Origin of the sequence: Gemmiger sp. An120, from assembly GCF_002160955.1 — a bacterium.
Taxonomy (GTDB): Bacteria; Bacillota; Clostridia; order Oscillospirales; family Ruminococcaceae; genus Gemmiger_A; species Gemmiger_A avium.
Genome location: NZ_NFLN01000018.1, coordinates 14,425 through 37,843 on the forward strand (window position 1 = coordinate 14,425; position 23,419 = coordinate 37,843).

At 64.9% G+C, this 23,419-nt stretch carries 23 protein-coding genes and 1 riboswitch; of the genes, 6 read left to right on the plus strand and 17 right to left on the minus strand.

Annotated features, from left to right (window positions below; all coding sequences use genetic code 11):
* Positions 1 to 86 precede the first annotated feature (86 nt).
* Together B5E65_RS12755 and B5E65_RS12760 are read left to right on the plus strand one after the other, a co-directional pair.
* Positions 87 to 749 (plus strand): alpha/beta fold hydrolase, encoded by a 663-nt coding sequence (locus B5E65_RS12755; RefSeq protein ID WP_087172151.1) that lies wholly within the window; start codon positions 87 to 89, stop codon positions 747 to 749.
* A 4-nt stretch (positions 750 to 753) separates the two neighbouring features.
* Entirely contained in the window at positions 754 to 963 is a 210-nt protein-coding gene (locus B5E65_RS12760) for a PF20097 family protein (RefSeq protein ID WP_087172152.1), read from the plus strand.
* A 44-nt stretch (positions 964 to 1,007) separates the two neighbouring features.
* On the opposite strand, the gene B5E65_RS12765 is transcribed toward B5E65_RS12760, so the two are convergent.
* From B5E65_RS12765 to B5E65_RS12790, 6 genes are all read right to left on the minus strand, one after another.
* The gene (locus B5E65_RS12765) at positions 1,008 to 2,522 is read right to left on the minus strand and encodes a hypothetical protein (protein ID WP_087172153.1); all 1,515 of its coding nucleotides are present in this window, start codon (positions 2,520 to 2,522) and stop codon (positions 1,008 to 1,010) included.
* Entirely contained in the window at positions 2,515 to 3,054 is a 540-nt protein-coding gene (locus B5E65_RS12770) for a sigma-70 family RNA polymerase sigma factor (RefSeq protein WP_087172154.1), read from the minus strand. The genes B5E65_RS12765 and B5E65_RS12770 overlap by 8 nt, the downstream gene beginning before the upstream one ends.
* Positions 3,055 to 3,198: 144 nt before the next feature.
* Positions 3,199 to 3,660: a hypothetical protein gene (locus B5E65_RS12775; RefSeq protein ID WP_087172155.1), complete on the minus strand. Its 462-nt coding sequence runs from the start codon at positions 3,658 to 3,660 to the stop codon at positions 3,199 to 3,201.
* A gap of 140 nt (positions 3,661 to 3,800) precedes the next feature.
* Entirely contained in the window at positions 3,801 to 4,775 is a 975-nt protein-coding gene (locus tag B5E65_RS12780; RefSeq protein ID WP_087172156.1) for a 3'-5' exonuclease, read from the minus strand.
* A 9-nt stretch (positions 4,776 to 4,784) separates the two neighbouring features.
* Positions 4,785 to 6,107, minus strand: coding sequence for a 2-hydroxyacyl-CoA dehydratase (locus B5E65_RS16800; protein WP_087172157.1), 1,323 nt, complete (start codon positions 6,105 to 6,107; stop codon positions 4,785 to 4,787).
* 9 nt (positions 6,108 to 6,116) lie between these two features.
* The gene (locus tag B5E65_RS12790) at positions 6,117 to 9,044 is read right to left on the minus strand and encodes an acyl-CoA dehydratase activase (RefSeq protein WP_087172158.1); all 2,928 of its coding nucleotides are present in this window, start codon (positions 9,042 to 9,044) and stop codon (positions 6,117 to 6,119) included.
* Positions 9,045 to 9,469: 425 nt separating this feature from the next.
* On the opposite strand from B5E65_RS12790, the gene B5E65_RS12795 reads away from it, so the two are divergent.
* The gene (locus B5E65_RS12795; protein WP_242957553.1) at positions 9,470 to 9,832 is read left to right on the plus strand and encodes an FMN-binding protein; all 363 of its coding nucleotides are present in this window, start codon (positions 9,470 to 9,472) and stop codon (positions 9,830 to 9,832) included.
* 49 nt (positions 9,833 to 9,881) lie between these two features.
* On the opposite strand, the gene B5E65_RS12800 is transcribed toward B5E65_RS12795, so the two are convergent.
* From B5E65_RS12800 to B5E65_RS12815, 4 genes are read right to left on the minus strand one after another with little or no spacing between them, the layout of a single operon-like run.
* Positions 9,882 to 10,859, minus strand: coding sequence for a dipeptidase (locus tag B5E65_RS12800; RefSeq protein WP_087172160.1), 978 nt, complete (start codon positions 10,857 to 10,859; stop codon positions 9,882 to 9,884).
* Between the two features lie 5 nt (positions 10,860 to 10,864).
* Entirely contained in the window at positions 10,865 to 11,428 is a 564-nt protein-coding gene (locus B5E65_RS12805) for a hypothetical protein (protein WP_087172161.1), read from the minus strand.
* A 21-nt stretch (positions 11,429 to 11,449) separates the two neighbouring features.
* A complete protein-coding gene (locus B5E65_RS12810) occupies positions 11,450 to 12,178 on the minus strand; it encodes a DUF5058 family protein (protein ID WP_087172162.1) in 729 nt (242 codons plus the stop codon).
* A gap of 38 nt (positions 12,179 to 12,216) precedes the next feature.
* Entirely contained in the window at positions 12,217 to 12,663 is a 447-nt protein-coding gene (locus B5E65_RS12815) for a hypothetical protein (RefSeq protein WP_087172163.1), read from the minus strand.
* A 218-nt stretch (positions 12,664 to 12,881) separates the two neighbouring features.
* Here B5E65_RS12815 and B5E65_RS12820 point away from each other — a divergent pair, with 218 nt between their 5' ends.
* Positions 12,882 to 13,340, plus strand: a complete 459-nt coding sequence (locus B5E65_RS12820; protein WP_087172164.1) for a MarR family winged helix-turn-helix transcriptional regulator — start codon at positions 12,882 to 12,884, stop codon at positions 13,338 to 13,340.
* A gap of 315 nt (positions 13,341 to 13,655) precedes the next feature.
* Here the strand turns inward: B5E65_RS12820 and secA are convergent, their stop codons facing one another.
* A complete protein-coding gene (gene secA, locus B5E65_RS12825) occupies positions 13,656 to 16,424 on the minus strand; it encodes a preprotein translocase subunit SecA (protein ID WP_087172165.1) in 2,769 nt (922 codons plus the stop codon).
* 242 nt (positions 16,425 to 16,666) lie between these two features.
* On the opposite strand from secA, the gene trhA reads away from it, so the two are divergent.
* Entirely contained in the window at positions 16,667 to 17,317 is a 651-nt protein-coding gene (gene trhA, locus B5E65_RS12830) for a PAQR family membrane homeostasis protein TrhA (RefSeq protein WP_087172166.1), read from the plus strand.
* 56 nt (positions 17,318 to 17,373) lie between these two features.
* Here the strand turns inward: trhA and B5E65_RS12835 are convergent, their stop codons facing one another.
* The 5 genes from B5E65_RS12835 to B5E65_RS12855 form a co-directional block, all read right to left on the minus strand.
* Positions 17,374 to 18,009 carry an HAD family hydrolase gene (locus B5E65_RS12835; protein WP_087172167.1) on the minus strand — a complete coding sequence of 212 codons (636 nt, stop codon included), beginning with the start codon at positions 18,007 to 18,009 and terminating at the stop codon, positions 17,374 to 17,376.
* 27 nt (positions 18,010 to 18,036) lie between these two features.
* Positions 18,037 to 18,552, minus strand: a complete 516-nt coding sequence (locus B5E65_RS12840; RefSeq protein WP_087172168.1) for a QueT transporter family protein — start codon at positions 18,550 to 18,552, stop codon at positions 18,037 to 18,039.
* A 9-nt stretch (positions 18,553 to 18,561) separates the two neighbouring features.
* Positions 18,562 to 18,655: riboswitch (PreQ1-III riboswitch) on the minus strand.
* A 158-nt stretch (positions 18,656 to 18,813) separates the two neighbouring features.
* On the minus strand, positions 18,814 to 19,686 hold the full coding sequence (locus tag B5E65_RS12845; RefSeq protein WP_087172169.1) for a DegV family protein: 873 nt from the start codon (positions 19,684 to 19,686) through the stop codon (positions 18,814 to 18,816).
* Between the two features lie 25 nt (positions 19,687 to 19,711).
* Entirely contained in the window at positions 19,712 to 20,209 is a 498-nt protein-coding gene (locus B5E65_RS12850; protein ID WP_087172170.1) for a tRNA (cytidine(34)-2'-O)-methyltransferase, read from the minus strand.
* Between the two features lie 3 nt (positions 20,210 to 20,212).
* Complete coding sequence (locus B5E65_RS12855) at positions 20,213 to 21,043, minus strand: PfkB family carbohydrate kinase (protein ID WP_242957554.1); 831 nt, start codon at positions 21,041 to 21,043, stop codon at positions 20,213 to 20,215.
* A gap of 299 nt (positions 21,044 to 21,342) precedes the next feature.
* Between B5E65_RS12855 and B5E65_RS12860 the strand changes: the two genes are divergently transcribed.
* Entirely contained in the window at positions 21,343 to 21,540 is a 198-nt protein-coding gene (locus B5E65_RS12860) for a hypothetical protein (protein ID WP_087172171.1), read from the plus strand.
* 84 nt (positions 21,541 to 21,624) lie between these two features.
* Here B5E65_RS12860 and B5E65_RS12865 read toward each other — a convergent pair whose 3' ends face one another.
* Entirely contained in the window at positions 21,625 to 23,313 is a 1,689-nt protein-coding gene (locus B5E65_RS12865; RefSeq protein ID WP_087172172.1) for an FMN-binding protein, read from the minus strand.
* Positions 23,314 to 23,419 lie beyond the last annotated feature (106 nt).

Here is a 23,419-nt window from a genome sequence, read left to right on the forward strand (position 1 = left end):
GGGCGCGCGGCGCGTGTTATAATGGAGGTATCGACACACACCGGCGCACCGCGCCCTGATCGCCCTGGGAGGGGCAGTTTTCTGTTATGTTTGTTACGGTAAACGGCATTCAGTTGTATTACGAGGTAGCCGGTCAGGGGCCGGCCATGCTGCTGCTGCACGGCAACGGCGAGGACCACACCACCTTTGACGTGCTGGCCAAGCGGCTGGAAAGCCGGTACACCCTGTATATGCCGGACAGCCGGGGCCACGGCCAGAGCAGCCCGGTGCCCCACCTGACCTACGACGAGATGGCGATGGATATGGCCGCCTTTATCCGGCAGCTGGGGCTGGAGAAACCGGTGGTGCTGGGATTTTCCGACGGAGGCATCGTGGCGTTGCTGCTGGCCTGCCGCTGCCCGGATCTGGTGGGCAAGCTGGTGGTGTGCGGGGCCAACCGCACCCCCAAGGGATTGCGCGCCGGTACCCGCCGGGCGATCCGGCTGGCCAACCTGCTGCACCACAGCGACAAGCTGGATCTGATGCTGCAGCAGCCCCACATCACCGACAAGATGCTGGGCGCCATCACCGCCCCCACCCTGGTGCTGGCCGGCGAGAAGGACATGATCCTGCCCCAGGAGACCCGCGCCATCGCCCGGGCCATCCCCGGCGCCCGGCTGCTGGTGCTGCCCGGCGAGGATCATGGCAGCTATGTGGAGCATTCCGACACCGTCTGGCTGGCAATGAAGCCGTTTCTGACCGGGAGGTAAAATTATGAATTGTCCCTTCTGCGGCGCGTCCATGGAGCCAGGCCGTCTGGAGACCAATGCGGTGCTGCATTTTGGCTTACACTGGCCGGCCAGCCTGCATTTTCTTCCCGACGACGCCTTTGCCAAGCGACGGGTGTCCACCCCACTGGCCCGCCGGGAGGGCTGGTACTGCGCCGCCTGCGGCAGGATCGTGGGCATATTTGACGCAAAATAAAGCAGGGCCCGCGCCAATCAAACGGCGCGGGCCTTGTTCTGTTTTTATTCCTGGCCAAAAGGCACCGCCGGGTCGTCGTTGGGGTAGAACTGCAGCGCGTCCTGCACCAGGGCAAAGGCGCTGTTCAGGCCGGTGTTGCTGGTCTGGTAGGCCTCCAGAGCCGAGCAGACCGGATACTGGAAAGCGCTGGTCTGGTGGACATAGTTCATCCAGCTGTCCACAATCCAGCCATCGTTGACCTCCTGTACGGTATAGGTCAGGTAGCCGCGCCGGTTTTCGGCGCTGCGGGGCAGCGAGAAAGAGGCAAACACATCCCGCCGCTGTTCCTCGCCCCAGAATATACTGGTTGCGGTGTAGCTCTGCTCACCCAGATACGCATAGGGGGCGGTCATCGTCTGTCCGTTCTGCTCGCAGAGCAGCCGGCCGGTGACCGGTTCGGCCTCGGCCCAGCCCTCCGGCAGCAGTTCGTAGACCGGCCAGAGCTGGATGCACTCGGTGCCCCACCAGAGGGCCGGTTCTACCCACTGGAAATGCTGGAACAGCTTCCACTGCTCCCGCTCGCCGGGCAGTTCCACGGCCACGCCGGTGCTGCGCAAAGCGCCCTGCCGGCCCTGAATGCCGAAATCGGTCAGCGGCAGATCCCGCTCTGACACCACCACCCGCCTGGCGCCCCGGCAGGCCAGCACTTCATCGTCGGTCAGGTCGGCCAGCACCGTTTTCGGGAAGCCCATCGCCGCCAGCTCCTGCCGCACGGCGGCCGCCTGCGGGTCGGCGGAAGACTGTGCGGGCTGCCAGTCCATGGGGATGCGGCCGCCGAAGCCATACCCCGCCGCCAGGCCCAGCACCAGCACCACCGCCAGCAGCACCGTGAGTGCCCGGTCGGACAGGCGGGACGGGGCGGGATGCAGCCCGTAGCCGGTTGTTTCCATCTCCCGGCTGAGCCGGTACAGGCGGTAGAGTATCAGCAGATAGGCCCCGATCATGGCCAGCGGGATCAGCAGCCCGTTATACCGCACCAGGGCCAGGGCATACAGGCCCGCGTACCAGACCACCAGCCAGCCCGCGCCGGTGCCCTGGACCCAGCCCGCGCCGGTGCCCTGGACCCGGCCCGCGGCCCGGCGCACCTGATCCAGGCCCTGCCACAGGCAGACCAGCTGCCCCAGCTGGGCCAGCTGGCCCGCACCGGTCAGAACCGTCATGACCGTCTGCCCGGCGGGGGTCTGCCGCCAGAGAAAGGCGTTCAGAATCAGTATCCCCCATACTGCTCCTGTGCGCACCGCCGACACCATCCAGCCCGCCCGCAGCCAGGGGTTCTCCCGCCGCAGCGCCCGGAAAGCCATCAGGCAGAGCAGCGTACCCAGGGCGGGCAGCCAATACTGCAGCCCCCCTACCTGCAGGGTGATGCCGGTGAGCGCCAGGCCCCACACCAGCTGCTCCATCACCCGCCGCCAGGGGGTGACCGCCCGGGCCACCTCGTCCGGGGGCGAATCGGGCAGGCTGGAGGCCAGCAGCTGGTCAAACTCCGCGTCGTCGGGGGCGTTCCAAAGCCGCTTATCCATCCCGCTCACCTCCCAGACTGTCCCGCAGCCGCATCCGCAGCCGGTAGAGCCGCCCCTCCACCGCCCGCTCGGTCAATCCGGTCTCCCGGGCGATCTGGGCGGTGGACTGGCGGTAGTAATATTTCCGGTAGAACAGTACCTGTTCCGCCTTCGGCAGGACGGCCACCGCCCGGCGCAGGGCGGCCTGACGCTCGCTCTGCAGCACCGACTCCTCCGGCGAGGGACCGGGGGCGGGGGCATCCTCCGGCAAAGCGTCCGCGCCGCTGCGCCCGGCCTTGCGGGCCAGGTTCAGCGCCGTGTTGCGGGTGACGGCGGTGACCCAGGCCACCCAGCCGCCCCGGGACGGGTCGTAGCGGTCGATGCCGTTCCACACCCGCATGGCCGCCTCGGAGACGCACTCCTCCGCGTCCCGCCCGTCGGGCAGGATGGGCGCGGCCACATACCGCATCAGCGGGCCATACTCCGCCAGCAGCGCGCGCATCCCCTGCTCGTCCTTTTCGCGCAGCAGGGCGATCAGTTTCTCCTGGCGCATGGAGCCGCCTCCTTTCCCGGGAAATTTCTTTTCTATCCCATTATACACACCAAAACGGGAAAACCCACGGCCCCGCCGGAAAAAGCGTGCAAAAAAGCGGGGCGCTGTGCTTTGCGGCACACACCCCGCCTGTTCGGCGATCCTTCAGTTTTCGCTGCGGCCCGTTTCCACCGCCAGGGCCAGCGGCAGCATGGCCAGGCAGACCAGGGCCGTGCGCGCCGGGTGTTCCAGCCCCCGGAACACCACCAGCCATCCGGCCAGCTGCATGGGCAGACGGAAAACCGGCAGCGCGGGCAGGACGTTCAGATAAGCCAGCACCCCCGCCAGGTAACTCAGCACCAGCAGCACGCTCACCGCCCCCAACACTGCCCGAAGCCACCGGGGCCGCAGGGTCAGCCCGGTCAGGTGGACGGCCAGCGCCCACAGCACATAGGCGGTAAGGCCCAGCGCCAGCGGGTAGGCCAGCGACACGGCCGGGTTGCCGGCGTGCAGCGCCCAGCTCTCCCCGCGCTCCCAGGCGGCTGCCAGCCAGGGACAGGCTATCAGCGAGGCCGCGGCCAGCATTTGCAGGATCAGCAGCCGAAGCTGCCAGGCTTTGCGGTTCATAATCGTCCTCCTCTCTTTGGTACGGAAACCATTTTCGATTTGGATACACTTGCCGGTTATTCCACACGCCCTGTCTTTGATTCCATTATAACAAACAAGGCTTCAACGCGCAAACCGTTGAAGCCTTGTCGGATTTTCTGTTATCGTCCCGCCTGGGCCACCCGTTCCTGGGCGGCGCGGCGCAGACGGGCCAGGGCCTTGGCCTTCTGGGCCTTCCACTGGGCCAGCTGGGCCTCGTTGGGGGTCTCGGTCACCCGGGCGACGCTCCAGTGCAGGCCGTCCCGGCGGGCCAGCTTGAACCGCACCATAAAGCCCCCGTGGGCGGCGCACTCGTACAGGCTGTAATAGCCGGTGTTGCCCCGGCGCAGCCACACGTCGTGGGGGTCGGGCTTCATGGCCGCGCCGCACACCGGGCAGGCGGCGTTTTTCAGCGTCTCCTGCTCCCGGAAATCCTCCCGCTGGATGTGGCCGGGGCTGTAGACAAAGTCCGCAAACTCACCCTCGCCGCCGCAGAGGGTGGCGCGCAGAGCGTCCTCCTCCGAGGGATAGGCAGCCAGACCGGCGGCCAGATCCAGCTGCTGGCAGACCCGGGCGGTGTATTTCGCGTCGCTGAGGGCGTCGTGGAAAGGCTCGTCCTTTTCGATGCCCAGCCGGTCCACCACGCTTTCCAGGGTCATGCCCTCGCCCTCCGCCCGGCCGCGCTGGGCCAGAAAGACCTGCTGCAGGTCGTACCAGCGGTGGGGCCAGCTCTCATCCAGCCCGTTCAGGAACAGGTTCTGCTTGAGCACCGGCACGTCGTCCATGCCCCATTCGCCGAACGCCGCGTCCGGGCCGCACCAGTCCATAAACCGGCGCAGGCCCTCCTTGATGGGTACGCCCGCGTCCAGCTGGCTCTGGGTCATGCCGGTGACCTTGGCGATGTGGTGGTGCAGCTTGCGGAACAGCCGGGGCCGCAGGTTCAGCTGCAGGCTGTCCAGCATGCGGCCGGCTTCGTCCACCTTTACCGCACCGATCTGGATCAGCTCGCCCCGCAGGGTCTGCTCCGCGCCGTGGTAGTCGAACAGATAGGGCTTGTAGCCCATGTTCCATTCCAGGTCAAAGATGATGAGCTGCATGGTTCCTCCTTATACAGGGGCAGCGCTGCTGATCTGGGGCGCCTGCCCGTAGAACGGATTTTCCTCGTGAGGGACGGCCGCGCCGCCCGATTCCAGCCGCTCCCGGCCCACCGCCAGCATCAGCTTGATGCGGTTTTCCTGGTTGACGCGGGTGGCGCTGGGGTCGTAGTCGATGGGGGTGATGTTGGCCTGGGGATACAGCGCCCGGATCTTGCCCACCATGCCCTTGCCGCAGATATGGTTGGGCAGGCAGCCGAAAGGCTGGGCGCAGACGATGTTCTCATAGCCGCTCTGCACCAGCTCGATCATCTCGGCGGTAAGCAGCCAGCCCTCGCCCATCTTGTTGCCCATGCCGATGATGCCGTCGGGCAGGGTGCGCAGCACGCTGAACGGGGCCGGGGCGTGGTAGCCCGCGTCCTTCAGCGCGCCGCAGAGGGCTTTTTCCAGCCCGTCCAGCCAGCGCAGCAGCAGTTCGGGGGCCAGCTCCTCCAGCTTGCTGCCGCCGTACAGCCGCACGGTCTCGCTCATGTTGAAGCAGCAGTACTGCACGAAGCCCAGCAGGCCCGGCAGGTTGACCTCGCAGTCCTGGGAGGCCAGGAACTCTTCCAGATTGTTGTTGCCCAGGGGGGAGTACTTCACGTAGATCTCCCCCACCACCCCGACCTTGACCTTGGGGGTATGGGTCTTGGGGATGGCGGCGAACTCCTTGGCGATCACCGGGAAGGTACGCTTCATCTCCGGGGCGGAGTAGCCCTTGCCCGCGTGGAACTGCCTGGACAGCGCGGCGATCCACTTGTCGGTGAGGGCCGCGGCGGCGCCTTTTTCGTTCTCATAGGGGGCGGTCTGGTTGCGCAGCGCCATGAGCAGATCGCCGTAGAGCACGGCGGCAATGAGCATCCGGGCCAGGGGCAGGGTCATCTGGAACCCGCTGTCCTTTTCCAGGCCCGAGAAGTTCAAACTGGCCACCGGCACCTGCTTGTAGCCGGCCTTGTACAGGGCTTTGCGCAGCAGGTGGATGTAGTTGGAGGCCCGGCAGCCGCCGCCGGTCTGGGTGATCAGCAGGGCGGTGTGGTCCAGGTCGTACCGGCCGCTGTTCAGCGCGTCCAGGAACTGGCCGATGACCAGCAGGGCCGGGTAACAGGTATCGTTGTGGACATATTTCAGCCCCAGCTGGGCCACCTGCTCGCCGCAGTTGCCCAGCAGTTCCACCCGGTAGCCCTCCCGTTCCATGGCCGCTTTCATCAGCTTGAACTGCAGCGGGGCCATGTTGGGCACCAGAATGGTATGGGTGCGCTTCATGTCCTTGGTAAATTTTGCGGTGGTGTATTCCATGGTTTCACCTCACTGTTTGCCAGGGTGGTTGCGCTGCTTTTCGTCCAGCGCCGCGAACAGGCTGCGCAGCCGGATGTTGACAGCGCCCAGGTTGGTGATCTCGTCGATCTTCAGCTGGGTGTACAGCTTGCCGCCGTCGTGCAAAATCTCTCTCGTCTCGTCGGTGGTGATGGCGTCCAGGCCGCAGCCGAAGCTCACCAGCTGCACCAGCTCCATGTCGGGCTGGGTGGTGCAATACTTGGCGGCGGCGTACAGGCGGCTGTGGTAGGTCCACTGGTTGAGCACGGTGGTGGCAAATTTCTCCTGCAGCCAGCTCACGCTGTCCTCGGTGACAACGGCGGCCCCGTGGCGGCAGATCAGCTTGTCGATGCCGTGGTTGACCTCCGGGTCCACATGGTAGGGGCGGCCCGCCAGCACCACGATCCGCTTGCCCTCGGCACGGGCCTGTTTGATGATCTCGGCGCCCTTGGCCCGCACCTGGGCCATGTGCCGCTCGTACTCGGCCCAGGCCGCGTCGGTGGCGGCGGCCACCTCCGCCTTGGAGATGCCCGCGAAATATTTGGCCAGGATAGCGGTCATGTGCGCCACAAAGTCCTTGCGCCGGTGGATGCCCACATAGTCGTAGATGAACTTGGTGCCCTCCAGCTCGGGGCAGTTGCCGGCAATGACCTCCGGGTAGTAGGCCACCACCGGGCAGTTGTAGTGGTTCTGGCCCAGGCCCTCGTCCACGTTGTAGGTCATGCAGGGGTAGAAGATGGCGTCCAGCCCCATCTGGGACAAAGCATGGATATGGCCGTGGGCCATCTTGGCGGGGAAGCAGGCGGTGTCGCTGGGGATGGTGCCCTGGCCGGACTGGTACAGTTCCCGGCTGGAGACCGGGCTGGTGACCACCGCAAAGCCCAGGCTGGTGAAGAAGGCGTGCCAGAAGGGCAGCAGCTCGTACATGTTCAGCGCCATGGGGATGCCGATGCGGCCCCGGGTGCCGTTGCCCGGCTTATAGGAGGCCAGCAGCTGCTGCTTGTACTCGTACAGGTTCAGGCTGTCCCCCGCGGCCCGGCCGGTGACCGGGCGCTCGCAGCGGTTGCCGCTGATCAGCTTTTTGCCGCCGGAGAACAGGTTGACGGTCAGCTGGCAGTGGTTGCCGCACAGGCCGCACTGCACGTTCTTGACCTGCTGGGTGAAGTTTTCCAGTTCGGCAGGCCCCAGCAGGGTGCTGGCATGGCCCGCGGCCACCAGGCCCTTGCCGTAGAGGGCCGCGCCGAAAGCGCCCATCAGGCCGGCGATGTCCGGGCGGATGACCTCCACCCCCATCTCCTGCTCAAAGGCGCGCAGCACCGCCTCGTTGTAGAAGGTGCCGCCCTGTACCACGATGTTGCGGCCCAGCTCCTCCGGGCGGGAGGCGCGGATAACCTTGTACAGGGCGTTCTTGACCACGCTGATGGACAGGCCCGCGGAGATGTTCTCCACGCTGGCGCCGTCCTTCTGGGCCTGCTTGACGCTGGAGTTCATGAAGACGGTGCAGCGGCTGCCCAGGTCCACCGGACGGTCGGCAAACAGGCCCAGGGCGGCGAACTCCTTTACATCATAGCCCAGCGCCTGGGCAAAGGTCTGCAGAAAGCTGCCGCAGCCGGAAGAGCAGGCCTCGTTCAGGAAGATGTCGCTGATGGCGCCGTCGGCGATCTTGAAGCATTTCATGTCCTGACCGCCGATGTCGATGATAAAGTCCACATCCGGCATGAAGTGGCGGGCGGCGGTGAAGTGGGCCACCGTTTCCACCACGCCGAAGTCGGCTCCGAAAGCCTGCTTGACCAGTTCCTCGCCGTAGCCGGTGGCGGTGGCGCTGGCCACCTGCAGACCGGGATGGGCGGCGTAGAGTTTCTGCAGCACCTCCCGGATCAGGGGCACCGGGTTGCCCAGGTTGGGCTGGTAGCTGGTAAAGAGCAGGTTGGCCTCGTCGTCGATCACCACCAGCTTGACGGTGGTGCTGCCGGAGTCGATGCCGATATGTACCGGCCCCACATCCGGGCCGAAAGGCCGGTGGGGCACGCTGGCTTTCAGGTGGCGGGCATGGAACCCGTCGTATTCCTGCTTGTTCTTGAACAGCGGCGGCTGGCTGGCGTAGTCCGCCTGGGCGCTGTACTGTTCCAGCCGGTCGGCCAACTGGGGCAGGTTGAACTCCTGGTCGGCATAGAAGGCTGCGCCCATGGCCACAAACAGCAGGCTGTTCTCCGGGCAGGTGCCGGTGACGCCCAGGGTGCGGTCAAAGCTCTGGCGCAGCACGGTGCTGAAGGTGAGCGGCCCGCCCAGATACAGCACCTTGCCCTTGATGGGCCGGCCCTGGGCCAGGCCCGCGATGGTCTGGTTGACCACCGCCTGGTAGATGCTGGCGGCGATGTCCTCGGCGCGGGCGCCCTGGTTGATCAGGGGCTGGATGTCGCTCTTGGCAAACACACCGCAGCGGCTGGCGATGGTGTAGGTTTTTTCCGCTTTCTGTGCGGCGGCGTCCATCTCGTCCGCCCCCATCTTCAGCAGGGTGGCCATCTGGTCGATAAACGCGCCGGTGCCGCCGGCGCAGCTGCCGTTCATCCGCACCTCGGTGCCGCCGGAAAGGAACAGGATCTTGGCATCCTCGCCGCCCAGTTCGATGATCACGTCGGTGTCCGGGCACAGGCGGGTGGCGGCCACGCGGGTGGAGAATACCTCCTGCACAAAAGGCACCCCGCAGCTTTGCGCCAGGCCCATGCCGGCGCTGCCGGAAATCGCCAGCTTGGCGGTGCCGGCGGGAATGGCCTCCCGCACCACCCGCAGCAGCAGTTCCCGGGCTTTTTCCACGATGTGGCTGTAATGGCGTTCGTAGGTATGGAACACCAGGTTGTCTTGGTCGTCCAGCACGGCGCACTTGATGGTGGTGCTGCCGATGTCCAGGCCAACTCTCATACCGTTACCTCCCTATCACAGGCGCCGTCCCCCGACGGCGCAAAACAAAAAAAGAACGAATCAACCGCGCGGCCCGGCCGGGCCGTACAGGCCCGCGGACACGCGCGGCAGGTTTGGATGCACTGTCCGAACCGCCGCGGCGGGCCCGTCCGGCCGGGAACCTCCTGCCCGGGCAAACGGCCTCGCAGCGCGCTTTTGCGGGCCGTGCGGCAATAATTTAGTACACGTTACATATTAAAACACTCTACTCGACAAAATGTCAAGTGGTTTGCCCCTGACAGCTGCCCAAAGGCAGATTTTGCCGCAGAAACCCGGGCAGCGGGTGCAGAATTTCCTCTTGCATGGCCGGGCAAGGTGTGGTATAGTGGGGCCATCGGACGGGAACAATGGTACCGTCCTACCTATTAAAAAGGAGAATGATTACAATGAAACGTTCTGCAATTCGTATTGCCGTTCTGGTTCTGGTTCTGGCCCTGGCTGCCGGCATGCTGACCGCCTGCGGCGGCAGCGACAAGGCTGCTTACACTGCCGGCACCTACACCGGTACCGCTCAGGGTTACGGCGGCGAGGTCACCGTGACCATCACCGTGGACGCCAGCAGCATCACCGACGTGAAGGTCGAGGGCGCTGACGAGACCCCCGAGGTGGGCGGCGCGGCTCTGGATACCCTGGCCGAGTCCATCAAGACTGCCGGCAGCGCCGAGATCGACGGCGTGGCGGGCGCCACCATCACCAGCGACGCGGTGAAGACCGCCGCCGCTGACGCTCTGGCTCAGGCGCAGGGCTGATCGGTTTCCCAGGCAAAAACTCCGGAGAGCAGCCGCTCTCCGGAGTTTTTTAGTTCATGCCCTCCCGGATAACCCGGGCGGCGTTGTCAAAGAAGATCTGCCCGATCTGATCCTCCGAAAATCCCGCCTTGTGCAGGGCATCGGCCAGCAGCGCCATGTCCTGAGGGCCGCCGATCTCAAATTCGCCGGTAATCCCGTCGAAATCGGTGCCCAGGGCCACGCAGTCGATGCCGCCCTTGTCCGCCATGTGGCGGGCGTGCCGTGCGATGGCAGCGGCGGTGCTGCGCCGGTCTTCCGGGTCGGCATTCAGGAATTGCGGGCCGAAGTTCAGGCCCGCCACACCGCCTTTCTCCCCCAGCGTGCGCAGCATCTCGTCGGTCAGGTTGCGGGGGTGGGGGCACAGGGCCCGGCAATTGGAGTGCGAGGCCAGGAACGGCCGTTTTGCCAGCCGGGCCACCTCCCAGAAGCCGCCGTCGGACAGGTGGCTCACATCCACCAGCATCCCCAGCCGCTGCATCTCCTCCACCGCGTCCCGGCCGAAGGGGGTCAGCCCCCGTGCCATGGTTTCCGCATCCCGGGAGTTGGGCCAGCCCAGACAGTTGGGCTCGTTCCAGGTCAGGGAGATCAGCCGGACCCCCATCTCCCGGAAGCGGGCCAGGTTTTCCAGCTTTCCGTCCACCGGGCGGCCGTCTTCCAGCGTCAGGAAAGCGGCGATTTTGCCCTCCCGGCGGCAGCGTTCCAGATCCGCCGCGCCCGCCGCCGGTGCCAGCCGGTCGGGACGGGCCTCCACGGTGTTCTGCAGGATTCCCCGCAGCAGGCGGATATAGGTTTCATCATCGGGAATGGCATCCCCATAGCGGGCCCGGTAGGCCATCGGCGGCATGAAGATGGCAAAGAACTGGGCCGCACAGCCGCCCGTTTCCAGCCGTTCCAGGTCGGCCATGGCCTTTTCCAGCCGGACGGCGTTTTTCTGTCCGGCCAGAAAGGCCTGCATCAGGGTATCACAGTGCAGATCAATGTATCCCATAGCCGTCACCTCTTGAGCCGGGCGATAAAGACCACCAGCAGCGAACCGTACACACTGGGCAGCGCATAGGCCAGCGCATCCACCACCGCCTGGGGCAGCACCGAAATAAGGAAGTTGCCGAACAGCACCACCGCGATCAGCACCACAAAGTTGACCACCACCGAAGCCACAATGCCCGCCACGCCGGCAAACTCGCTGCGTCGGGTGCCCATGCGGGCGCCCACGGCGGTCTGGGCGGCGGTGGCTGCCGGGATGCGCATGTTGGTGATGTTGCCGGCCACAAAGCTGATATAAGAGCCGGTAATGCCGATCATGGGGAAGTACAGGGTGGGTTCCAGAATCCAGGTAAAGATCTCGATGCCCACCATGGTAGCCGCCGCCTGCCCGATGGCCGTCCAGCCGGGATGAAAGCCCTGCACAAAGGAAAAGTAGAGCGCAGGCAGGAAGCTCAGCACCAGGACCAGCAGCATGGTAAAGGTGCCGAACCGGTGCACGGCGGGGATATATTCCTTTTCATACAACTCGTCCTGGGCCTGTTCAGTCAGAACGGGGGTCTGTTCCTTGTTCATCCTGTGTCACCTTCCTTTCCTTTACAGCAGCGCGCCGGTGAGCGCGCCGGCCAGAATACCGCAGAGCACGCTCAGGGCCATGGCCCACTCCTTGAGCCATTTCCGGTTCAGTTTTCCGGCGGCCAGATTCAGCGCCAGCATGGCTACAGCCGCCGCCAGCAGCGACACCGCGTGGGCCGCGCTCTTGGAGGCCTGCCCCCAGCTCAAAGCCAGAAAGATGATCAGCGGCAGCAGCGCGCTGAGCCCCCAGGCCAGCCAAGACTGTTTTTTGCCCTCCTGCGGGATGACCACCCGGTTCAGGGCCTTGCCCACCCCCCGGGTGACCAGCGGCACAAAGATCAGGTAGCCGGCGCTCATCACCGCACAGCACCAGAGCGCGGCGGTAAAGGCCTGGCCGGTAAGAGTATCCATGCCCAGAGAAACCCCGGCGGCTTCGGCGCCGATGCTGGCAGCGGTAAGCTCGGTACTGGCCGAGCCGATCATGCCCACCCGCATCAGGGTAAAGGGCGCGCCCAGCATCGAGATCATGGACAGGGCCACCACAAACACCGAGATGGCCGGACCGATGGCTACTGTGCCGCCCGCTTTCATGCAGACCCGCATCTCCTCTTCGGTCAGTACGCCGGTGCGGCGCACATAGCGTTTTGCCATGCGGTAGAGCACCGCCGACTGAAAGATCGCGGCCGCCACATTCAGGCCGCTGAACAGCCACATCACCGGGCTGCCGGTAAGCTGTGTTACATCGTTCATCCGGGATTCCCCCTTTCCGGTATCAAAGGCGGGGTGGTTTACAACCCCTCAAACTGACGGGCGATCCGCTGGAACGCCTCCTGTACCAGCGCCCGCCGGGTGGACAGGCAGATCCGCTCAAAGCCGTCGCCCCCGTCCGGATCAAACATCCGGCCGCTTTCCAGCACCACGTTGGCGTCCTGATAGATTTTGCGGCGGATCTTCCAGCCATGCCGCCGTTCAAACCATCCCCGCACCGCGTCGTAGTAGGCGCTGCCCAAAGCCGGGTGCAGCAGGGTGTAACCGTACAGATTGTGCTGCGCTACCTTGAGAATCTCCTCCCGCACCGAATCCGGGCAGCGAAAATCCATATCCGCGGTGAACAGCGGCAGGGTATCCCCGTCCCCCCGCTCGGACAGCCCCATAGCCGGAAACATCGGCACCCCGTCCCATTTGGCACTGTAGGTACCCCGGCGTTCCACCGGCTGATCAAAGTCATAGACCATGCGCTTCACATCCTCTCAAAAAGTTTAAGTATTAAACCTTTATGCATTCATGGTAGCACAGGCCACAGGCGGGCGCAAGGGGCACGGGACGCTTTTCGGCACAATCGCGGCAAAAGGCCCATCCCGCTTGTGCACAACGCCATATCCGGGCCACTGGCGCGCCGGGAGCGGGTATGGTATACTGAAATCAGACTGCTGTGCGCCGAAAGGAGACCGCCATGACCGCCGAGAAGGAAATTGCGCATCTCATCAACCAACTGTACACCGTAGAGACCCTGATGAAGGTCTTTCACCGGGACCCGCACAGCTACTGCGGCGTGACCCTGTACGACTGCGAAGCCCACACCCTGGAAAAGATTGCGGAAAATGAGGGGCTGAGCCAGGCGCAGCTGACCCGCATGACCTTCCGCACCAAGGGGGCCACCTCGGTGATGGTGGACAAGCTGATCCAGAAAGGGCTGGTATACCGGGACCGGCCGGAGAAAGACCGCCGGCAATGCCTGCTGCGGCTGACCGAAAAGGGCCGTGAGGTTGACCGTCAGCACCAGGAACGGGATCTGCGCCATGCCCGCCTGGTGGCGGAGCAGGCAGGCCTGACCGGTGAGGAACTGGCCCAGGCCAACCAGGTTTTGGACCGGCTGGTGGAGTTTTACTCCACCCTGGAACCCTCCGAGTAAATTCCGGCAAATCGATACAGAAAAGCCCCGGTCTCCGGACGCATTTGCGCCGGAGACCGGGGCTTTATTCTGTCGTTTACTGCAGGTCGGGGTGGTACTCTTTACAGGTGCACTTTTTCCACTTTAAGCCGCTGCCACACGCAGTTTTTCCCGGCAAAGCCGAGCCGCAGGCGACGGCTGCGCCGCTGAAAAAACGCGGTTGCCTGCGCAGGAAGGCTCCGGACCGGGGGCCGGCCGGCCCGCAGGGACGGCCGCTTTGCCCGGCAAAGAGCATCGCAGCCCCCGGCCGGATGCCGCCCGGAGCGGGCAGCCCGTTTACTGCAGGTCGGGGTGGTACTCTTTACAGGTGCACTTTTTCCACTTCAGACCGCTGCCGCACGGACAGGGGTCGTTGCGCCCTACCTTGACGGCGCGGCGCACCGGGCCGGTGGCGGCGGTGGCCTGCCGGGTGCCGCGGGCGGGCACGGCGGCGTCGCCGGTGGGCTTGGCCACCTGCTCACGCTGGGGGGCCTGCTGGGTGCGGACCTCGATGGTCAGCAGCATATGCACCGCATCCTCCCGGATGCTCTCGATCATGGCGTCGAACATCTCGAAGCCTTCCAGACGGTATTCCACCACCGGGTCACGCTGGCCGTAGCTGCGCAGGTAGATACCCTGGCGCAGCTGATCCATGGCGTCGATGTGGTCCATCCACTTGATGTCCACGTTGCGCAGCAGGCAGATGCGCTCCAGTTCCCGCATCAGCTCACTGCCGTACTTCTTTTCCTTGGCGTCCAGGATGGCTTCGCCCCGCTTGATGAGGAACTCCGCCACCTGATCCCGGGTCAGATCGTTCAGCTGCTCGGTGGTGTAGTGGAAGTCCTCTTTGGTGCACAGCCAGCCCAGATAATGGCGGCGCAGGGCGGCAAAATCCCACTCGTCGGCCACATCGCCGGCCAGGAAGGTATCCACACTGGCCTTGACGCTCTCTTTGAGCATGGTGCGCAGCTGGGCGCTGATGTCCTCCCCGTCCAGAACCTTGCGGCGCTGGCCGTAGATGATCTCGCGCTGCTGGTTCATCACGTCGTCAAACTGCAGCACGTTTTTGCGGATGCCGAAGTTGCGGGCTTCCAGCTTTTTCTGCGCGCCCTCGATGGTGCTGGTGATCATCTTGTTCTCGATGGGCACGTCCTCTTCCAGGCCCAGGGTGTTCATCAGGTTCTGCACCCGCTCGCCGCCGAAGATCCGCATCAGGTCGTCTTCCAGGCTCAGGAAGAACCGGCTGGCGCCCGGGTCGCCCTGACGGCCGGCACGGCCGCGCAGCTGGTTGTCGATACGGCGGCTCTCGTGCCGCTCGGTGCCGATGATGAACAGGCCGCCGGCCTCCTTGACCGCCTGGGCTTCCCGGTCGGTCTCCTGCCGGTACTGGGCGGTGAGCTCCGCAAACCGGGCCCGGGCCGCCAGGATGGCCTCGTCGGCGGTATCGCCGTGGCCGTCCGCCTCCGCGATGACCTCTTCGGGCACCTCTTCCTTGCGCAGCTGGGCCTTGGCCATGAACTCCGCGTTGCCGCCCAGCATGATATCGGTACCACGGCCGGCCATGTTGGTGGCGATGGTCACCGCCCCCTGCTTGCCGGCCTGGGCCACGATCTCGGCCTCACGCTCGTGGTTCTTGGCGTTCAGCACGTTGTGCTTGACCCCGCGGCGGGACAGCATCTTGCTGAGGATCTCGCTCTTTTCAATGCTCACGGTACCCACCAGGACCGGCTGGCCCTTGGCGTGGCATTCCAGCACCTGCTCGATCACCGCGTTGTACTTGCCGTTCACCGTCTTGTAGACGCTGTCCGGCATATCCTGGCGGGCGCAGGGCTTGTTGGTGGGCACGGTGACGATGTTGAGCCCGTAGATCTCGTTGAACTCTGCGGACTCGGTGCTGGCGGTACCGGTCATACCGGACAGCTTGTCGTACATGCGGAAGTAGTTCTGGAAGGTGATGGTGGCCAGGGTCTTGCTCTCGGCGGCTACCTTGACCCCTTCCTTGGCCTCGATGGCCTGGTGCAGGCCCTCGTTGTAGCGGCGGCCGATCATCAGACGGCCGGTGAACTCGTCCACGATGATGACCTCGCCGTCCCGCACCACGTAGTCGATATCCCGCTGCATCACGCCCCGGGCCTTGATGGCCTGGTTGATATGGTGGGCCAGGGTCATGTTTTCCGCGTCGGCCAGGTTGTCCACATGGAACCAGGCCTCCGCCTTCTTCACGCCGGAGGCGGTGAGGGTGGCGCTCTTGTGCTTCTCATCCACCACGTAGTCGCCGTCCACCTGGTCGTCCTGCTGTTCCTTGGTGTCCAGCTCCACCACCTTGGCCATCTTCAGGGTGCGGGCGAAGGCGTCGGCCTGCTGGTACAGGTCGCTGGAATCGTCCCCCTTGCCGCTGATGATCAGCGGGGTACGGGCCTCGTCAATCAGGATGCTGTCCACCTCGTCCACGATGGCGAAGTTGTGGCCCCGCTGCACCATGTTCTTTTTATAGGTGACCATGTTGTCCCGCAGGTAGTCGAAGCCGAACTCGTTGTTGGTGCCGTAGGTCACGTCGGCGGCGTAGGCAGCCTGCCGGGCGGTAAAGTCGATGCCGGGCACGATCAGGCCCACGCTCAGGCCCAGGAAGCGGTACACCTTGCCCATCCATTCGCTGTCGCGGCGGGCCAGGTAATCGTTGACGGTAACCACATGCACGCCCTTGCCGGAAAGCGCGTTCAGGTAGGCGGGCAGGGTGGCCACCAGGGTTTTGCCTTCACCGGTCTGCATCTCGGCGATGCAGCCCCGGTGCAGGGCGATACCGCCGATGATCTGCACCGGGAAGTGCTTCATGCCCAGCACACGCCAGCTGGCCTCGCGGCAGACAGCAAACGCTTCGGGCAGCAGATCATCCAGGCTGGCGCCGTCGGCCAGACGCTGGCGCAGCGCCGGGGTCTGGGCCTGCAGCTCGGCGTCGGACATGGCCTGGTAGGTGGGCTCCAGCGCCAGCACCTTATCCGCCAGCGGGCGGATCTTTTTTAACTCTTTATCCGAAAAAGAGCCGAAGATCTTGTCGATCAGGGACATGGTAATTTCCCCCTCTTGAATTCTCTTACAATCTGGCCGCGCCCCGGCTTTTTGCCTTGCCAAAGGGCATACGGCTGACCCTATCATATTACTACGAATGTACAAAGCCTGTCAAATCGGGCCTGTGACAAAACTGTTAATTTTCGCCGGTTTTCTTGACTTCGGCGCATAACCGCAGTATCATGAACGCATGATATAGTATTTAAAACTATATAACGCGTTTTCAAAGGGAGGTCTTGGCGATGAGCCGGTATTTTTCACACGCACGGGAACCGATGAACAGCTACACCCATTTCTGGGGGGCGGTGCTGAGCGGTGTGGGCATTCTGGCGCTGCTGGGCCGGGGCCTGGCCCGGGACGCGGCGGGGCCGGTGCTGGCCGGGGCGCTGCTGTTCGGCATCTCGCTGGTGGCGCTGTATTCCGCCAGCAGCGTGTATCACTATGCTCTCTGCGCGGGGCGGCGGCTGCTGCGGCTGCGTAAGCTGGACCATGCCATGATCTATGTGCTGATCGCGGGCAGCTATACCCCCCTGTGCGCCAAATACCTGGCCCCGGGCAAGCGGGAGATCTTTCTGGCCTGCATCTGGGCCGCGGCCGCGGCGGGCATTCTGCTCAAGCTGCTGTGGCTGGACGCGCCCCGCTGGGTCTGCACCGGGCTGTACCTGGCGCTGGGCTGGTCGATCATGGTGGACCTGCCCGCCTTTGCCGCCATGCCCGCCGGATGCCTGGCGCTGGTGGCCGCGGGCGGTGTGTGCTACTCGGCGGGTGCGGTGATCTACTGGCTGAAAAAGCCCAACCTGAGCGCCCGGTGGGGGTTCCATGAGCTGTTCCATCTGTTCATCCTGGCGGGCAGCGCCTGCCATTTTGCGGCGGTGTTTTTCTTTGTGCTGTAAGGCGGCAACAGCAGGGGCCGGGTCTTTTGGACCCGGCCCCTGCTGTGGATTTCAGATTATAACAATCCCGGCAGACCGGCCAGGGTGTCGATAACCGGCACGCCGGCGGTTTCCAGGGTGGCGCGGGGCTGGTGCCCGGCGGCGCAGAGCACGCAGCGCGCGCCCAGCTCCCGGGCTACCTCCGCGTCGTGGAGGGTATCCCCCACCAGCACGGCGCGGGCGGGATCGATGCCGCTGCGGGCCATCCAGTCCCGGCCCAGCTGCACCTTGCTGCGGGCGTAGATGTCGGACAGACCCAGCAGCTGGTCAAACCAGCCGGTAACCTGCAGGTTTTCGGCCTGGCGGCGCAGGGTGGTCAGGGGCGAAGCGGACAGGATCACCTGCCGGCAGCCCGCATCCCGCACGGCGGCCAGCACCGCGGGGGCATCGGCGGCCAGCGGACAGGCCATGCTGTGAGGGATATAGAACTGCATATACCGCTCGGCCAGGTCAGCAAAGGAATCTTTGGAAAAATCAAAGCCCGCCCGGCGGTAGTAGTCCTCGATGGGAAAGCCGAAGATCCCCTGATACTGCGCCCTGTCGTACCGCTGGGGATACCCAAACTGCGCCAGCAGCCAGTTCAGGGCCTCCACGCACAGGTCCACATCATCCAGCAGGGTACCGTTCCAGTCCCAGATCACACACTCGGTCACAGGGGGCCTCCTTTTCTCGGCAAAGGGTCAGTGGAAGAATTCCCGCAGCGCGGGGTTGGTTTCGATCAGTTTTACCAGGCCCACGCCCAGAACGCTGCAGCAGATGATCTCGCCCAGGCCCACGGTCAGGGCGTTGAAGGCGGCGGCGGGCAGGGTGGCGGCGGCGTCCGGCACGAAGAAGGTCAGTTCCAGCGCGCCCACGATCACCGCATTGACCAGCACCGGAGGCAGGCTGGCCGGGATGACCAGGCCGCGGATGCGCACATTCCGCAGCAGCCAGGTGCCGGCGGCGGCCACCAGGGTGGCGGCGGTGCCAAAGATCACGTCGATGGGGGTGCTGCCCAGCAGGTTGGCCAAAAAACAGCCCAGCACCGAAGAGACGATGTACTCCGGCCCGAACACCGGCAGCATGACCAGGGATTCGGCGATGCGGAACTGCACCGGCCCAAAGGAGGCGTAGCCCAGCACCAGGCAGAGCACCGTGTAGACGGCGGCCAGCAGGGCGCAGCGGACGAGACGACGGGTACGATTGGTTTTCTGCATAACAATACGCTCCGGCGGAAAGATTTTGCCCGCCGCGGCACCGCCAGGTCCGCGGGGGTGGTCCGCGCCATATGCGCGGCGGGCCTAAAATCCTAAGTTGCCCGGCGCGGCCGGAGAGGCCGCACGAATGGTATTATACCGCGCTTTTGCGCCCTGTGCAAGGAAAAAACGAACCGGGGGAGACAACGTCTCCCCCGGGCTCCTGGAAAAAGGGGGCCGGAATACTCCGGCCCCCGGTTTTGTATGGGATGGGTGGTTGGCTCAGCGCCGGGCCTCGCCCAGATACACGATGGCGATGGCGTCCGGGCCGGTGTTGCTGGAGACAGCGGCGCCCAGGTGGAACACCTGTACCGGCGGATGGCCGAACTCCTTTTTGCACTGGCGCACCAGGTCGTCCACGCAGGCCACGTCGGTATAGCCGATCATGTAGTCCTCGTTTTTGATGTCGGTGGCACGGGCGGCGGCCAGCTTTACCATGGCGGGCAGCACCGCGGCGTCGCCGCGCACCTTATTCTGCACCACGCTGACCCCGTCGATCAGGCTGATCACCGGGCGCAGGCCCAGCAGCTCGCCGGCAAAGGCGGCCGCGGCGCTGATGCGGCCGCTCTTTTTCATCTGCTTCAGGCTGAAAGCCGCCAGGATCGCTTCGCTGCGGGCGTAGATGTGCTCCAGCTCGGCAACGGCCATCCGCACCTCGCCCCCGTTGCGGATCTTGCGGGCGGCTTCGCAGAGGGGCCAGCCCTGCACCATGGAATAGGTGTGGCTGTCCACCAGGTGGATCTTGAGGTTGTGGCCGGGGCGCTCCTCTTCCAGCATGTCCATCGCCATGCGGGCGGCGTCGTAGGTGGCGCTGCCGGTGGAGTTCAGGGTCACATGCAGCACCTCGGTGTACTCCTCGTCCACATACTTGCAGTACTGCTCACAGAACCGGATGGCGGTGATGTGGGCGGTGCTGGGCACGCCCTTGGCGTTGCGCAGCATGTCGTAATACTGTTCCATGGTAAAGTCCTGCCGCTCGGTATAGCTCACGCCGTCCAGCGTGATGGTAAAGGGCAGGATGTCGATGCCGTACCGGGCTTCCAGCTCAGCGGGGATGTCGCAGGCGGAGTCGGTGAGGATGGCGATCTTGCTCATCGGTAAAACCTCGCTTCCAAAAAGTTCAGTCCCAGTCGTATTCCCGCAGGCGGCCGGCGTTCTGCAGCGCGGGGAAATCCCACTGGCGCAGCGCCTCATACACCCCCACGGCCACGGTATTGGACAGATTCAGGCTGCGGGCCTCGCCCCGCATGGGCAGCCGTACACAGCTGGCGGGATTCTTCACCAGCAGGGATTCCGGCAGACCGGCGTCCTCCCGGCCAAAGACCAGGTACGCGCCATCGGGGTAGACCACGTCGGTATAACGGTTTTTCGCTTTTGTGGTGAAATAGTAGAACGGGCCGGAATTCCGGGCAAAAAAGTCGTCCAGCCCCTCGTAATATGTTATATCCAACAGGTGCCAATAGTCAAGCCCCGCCCGCTTAAGTTTTCGGTCATCCACCGTAAAGCCCATCGGCCCTACCAGATGCAGGCGGGCGCCGGTGGCGGCGCAGGTGCGGGCAATGTTTCCGGTGTTCTGGGGAATCTGGGGCTCCACCAGCACGATGTTCAGCTGCGGCATGGCTCAGCCCTCCCGCACCGGGGCCAGGCGGCCCAGCAGCGGCTCATACCAGACGCCCAGCCGGGTATCGGCGGCGGGGCCGGTGTGGCTGATGGCCTGCCAGACAAACTCCGCGGCCATATCGGCGGCGGCGCTCAGGGCGTTGCCCCGCATCAGCGAACCCGCCAGCACCGCGGCAAACAGGTCGCCGGTGCCGGGGAAGCTGCGGGCCAGCCGGGGTTTCTGCACCAGGAAGGCGGTGCGCCCGGCGGCGCAGACCCCGATGTTCTTGCCCATGGGCAGCCCGGTGACCACCACCCCGGTGTTCAGGCTTTCCCGCAGGCGGTCGGCCAGGGCGCAGGCCCAGTCCGGGGTGACGGGGCCTTCCGGCACCGGCTCGTTCAGCAGCAGACAGGCTTCGGTCAGGTTTGGCAGCACCAGATCCGCCCGGGCAGCCAGCTGCCGGACGGGTTCCACCGCATCTTCCATGCCCTGGTACAACTTTCCATTGTCGGCCATGGCCGGGTCCAGCAGCTTGAGGGCCGCGGGCCACTGCTCAAATGCCCGGGCGGCGGCGGCCCGGGCGGCATCGTCCGGCAGGTAGCCGGCAAACACACAGCTGACCTCCAGCCCCAGATCCTTGTACCCGTTCAGGGCCTGTGCCGCAAAGCCCGCGGCATTCATCCGCGCCGGTTCGCCCAGACCGCCGGTATGGCTGGATAACACCGCCGTGGGCACCGGTACCGGCTGAAAGCCCATGGTAGCCAGAACCGGCGCCACGGCCCCCATCCCCGCCCGGCCCAGGCAGGCCAGATCATGTACGCACAAAACAACAGGTGGCGCGATCGTTTTCACAGTTCTCCCTCTTTTCCGCAAAGCGGCATTCCCACAGCCCGAACCGGTCCACACAACACCGGGGCTTGTTCCGCTTTTCTTCCTTTACAGCCCGCCGGCGCGCAGAGATTCCCTGCGCGCCGGCGGGCCTTTGGCCCTTATTATAGCACACCGGCAAAACAAAAAACAGCAGTTTCTGCCGCCTGTGCAGGAATCGCCGGGTAAACGACAGCTTTGGCATCCCGGGTATGAACCGGCTTTGCCGGGGCACACTAGCTGTGTACCGCCCCAGAGCGGAACCGCAAAGGAGGATACAAGCAATGGATAAAAACACGTCTGCCATGATGAGCGCCGCCGCCCCGGCCATGCTGGGGATCGCGGCGGTGGCCGCCGTAGGCGCGGCGGGTGCCGCCATGGTCCGCAGCAAACGCAAACCCGCCAAACGCATGGCCCGCAAGGTTGCCAAGGGCGCCGAAAAGGCCGTGATGCAGATGGACCGGATGCTGCGCCAGTTCTGACGCCTTGCCCCGGCAGAACGATACCCCGGGCCGCGGCCCGGGGTATCGTTATACGTAAAGGATATTTTCTGTATTTTATACAGATCAGGCGGTGGCCCGGGCGTTCTCGCAGCTCTTGGTCAGGGCGGTGAGGATATCGCCGTGGGCGTCCCGCAGGCTCATGGTGGCGCCGGCGGTCAGGTCGGCCAGCACGGTCTGCTCGTCCTCGGTCAGGGCGTCAAACTTGGCCTTGTCCTCCTCGCTGGACTTGTCGGTGATCTTCAGCGGGCGGCCGTTGCCGTCGGAGCAGCTGGCCGCAAACCAGTCTTCGATCTCGTCGATGGTCTTACCGGCGAAGAAAGCCTCAAAGGCGTCCATCTCCTCGGTCCAGGTGCCGCTGCCCAGCTGGTAGCCGTCGCCGCGCTGGCGCTTGGTCTGCCAGGAGGCAACCTCTTCCAGGAAGCTCTCGTCGGTGGGCTCGATGGTGCCGTCCACCACGGCGTCATGGTTCTCGTCGTAGTTGTAGGCGTCCTGGCCGGGCCAGCCGGAGAAGTGGGGCATGCCGTCGCCGTCGTAGTTGGGGGTGGCAACCTCCACCTGATCCACATACACGTCCAGCAGCTTGCCGTCCGCATCCAGCAGGGTGGCCGCAAACACGGTGTTGAAGCTGTAGACCGGCACTTCCTGGTCGTCGGAGCCGGGGCCCTGGCGGCCGTTGCTCACCACGCCCAGGCCCATGCCGGCGATCTGGTCGGCGGCCACATCAATCCCCTTGCGGGCATCGTAGGCGGCGCGGATGGCGGACAGGATATCGCCGTGGCCGTCCCGCAGGCTCATGGTGGCGCTGGCGGTCAGGTCGGCCAGAGCGGCCTGCTCGTCCTCGCTCAGGGCGTCGAACTTGGCCTTGTCCTCCTCGCTGGACTTGTCGGTGATCTTCAGCGGGCGGCCGTTGGAATCGGAGCAGTTGGCGGCAAACCAGGCCTCCACCTCGTCCACGGTCATGCCCACAAAGAACTGCTCAAAGGCGTTCATCTCGTCGGTCCAGGTGCCGCTGCCCAGCTGGTAGCCGTCGCCGCGTTCCCGCTTGGTCTGCCAGGAGGCGATCTCCTCCAGGAAGCTCTCGTCGGTGGGCTCCAGCACGCTGTCCACCACCGCGTCGTGGTTCTCGTCGTAGTTGTAGCCGCCCTTGCCGGGATAGCCGGTGAAATGGGGCATGCCGTCGCCGTCGTAGTTGGGGGTGGCAACCTCCACCTGGTCCACGTTCAGCGCCACGATCTTGCCCTCGCCGTCAAACAGCGCCTGCACCGCCACGGTGTTGAAGCTGTAGACCGGCACTTCCTGATCGTCGGAGCCGGGGCCCTGACGGCCGGTGCTCACGATGCCCAGACCGTGGTACAGGTCAGCGCCCTCCAGGGTCTTGGAGTCGTCCTTCTCCGCGGGCTCCTCATAGGGATAGGCCTCCGGATCCAGCGCATTGTTCACCGCGGCCACGGCGGCGTTGCTGGTGACGGTGGCCCCCGCCACCAGGTCAACCTCCACGCTGCCCGCCTCGGTCATGGCAGCGGCCAGGGTCTCCAGCGCCTTGCCGCCCAGATCGGGGGTCTCGTTGGGGCCGTCAAAGCTGACGGCGGTGATCTTGCCGCCCTCGGTGGTGACGGTGGCGGTGATCACGCCGCCGAAACCGTTGGCCTTGCCGGTCAGGGTTGCGCTCTCGCCGCCGGACTGGGTCTGGCCGCAGGCGGCCAGGCTCAGGACCATCGCCGCGCAGAGCAGCCATGCGATCCATCGTTTCATAGATTCCTGTTCTCCTCTCTTTTTTTGCCGGTTACGGGGGATTCCCCCAGGGTTGTTTTTTATTCTACAGGGCGATTTTGTCAGAACCTTGTCAGAAAAATAAACC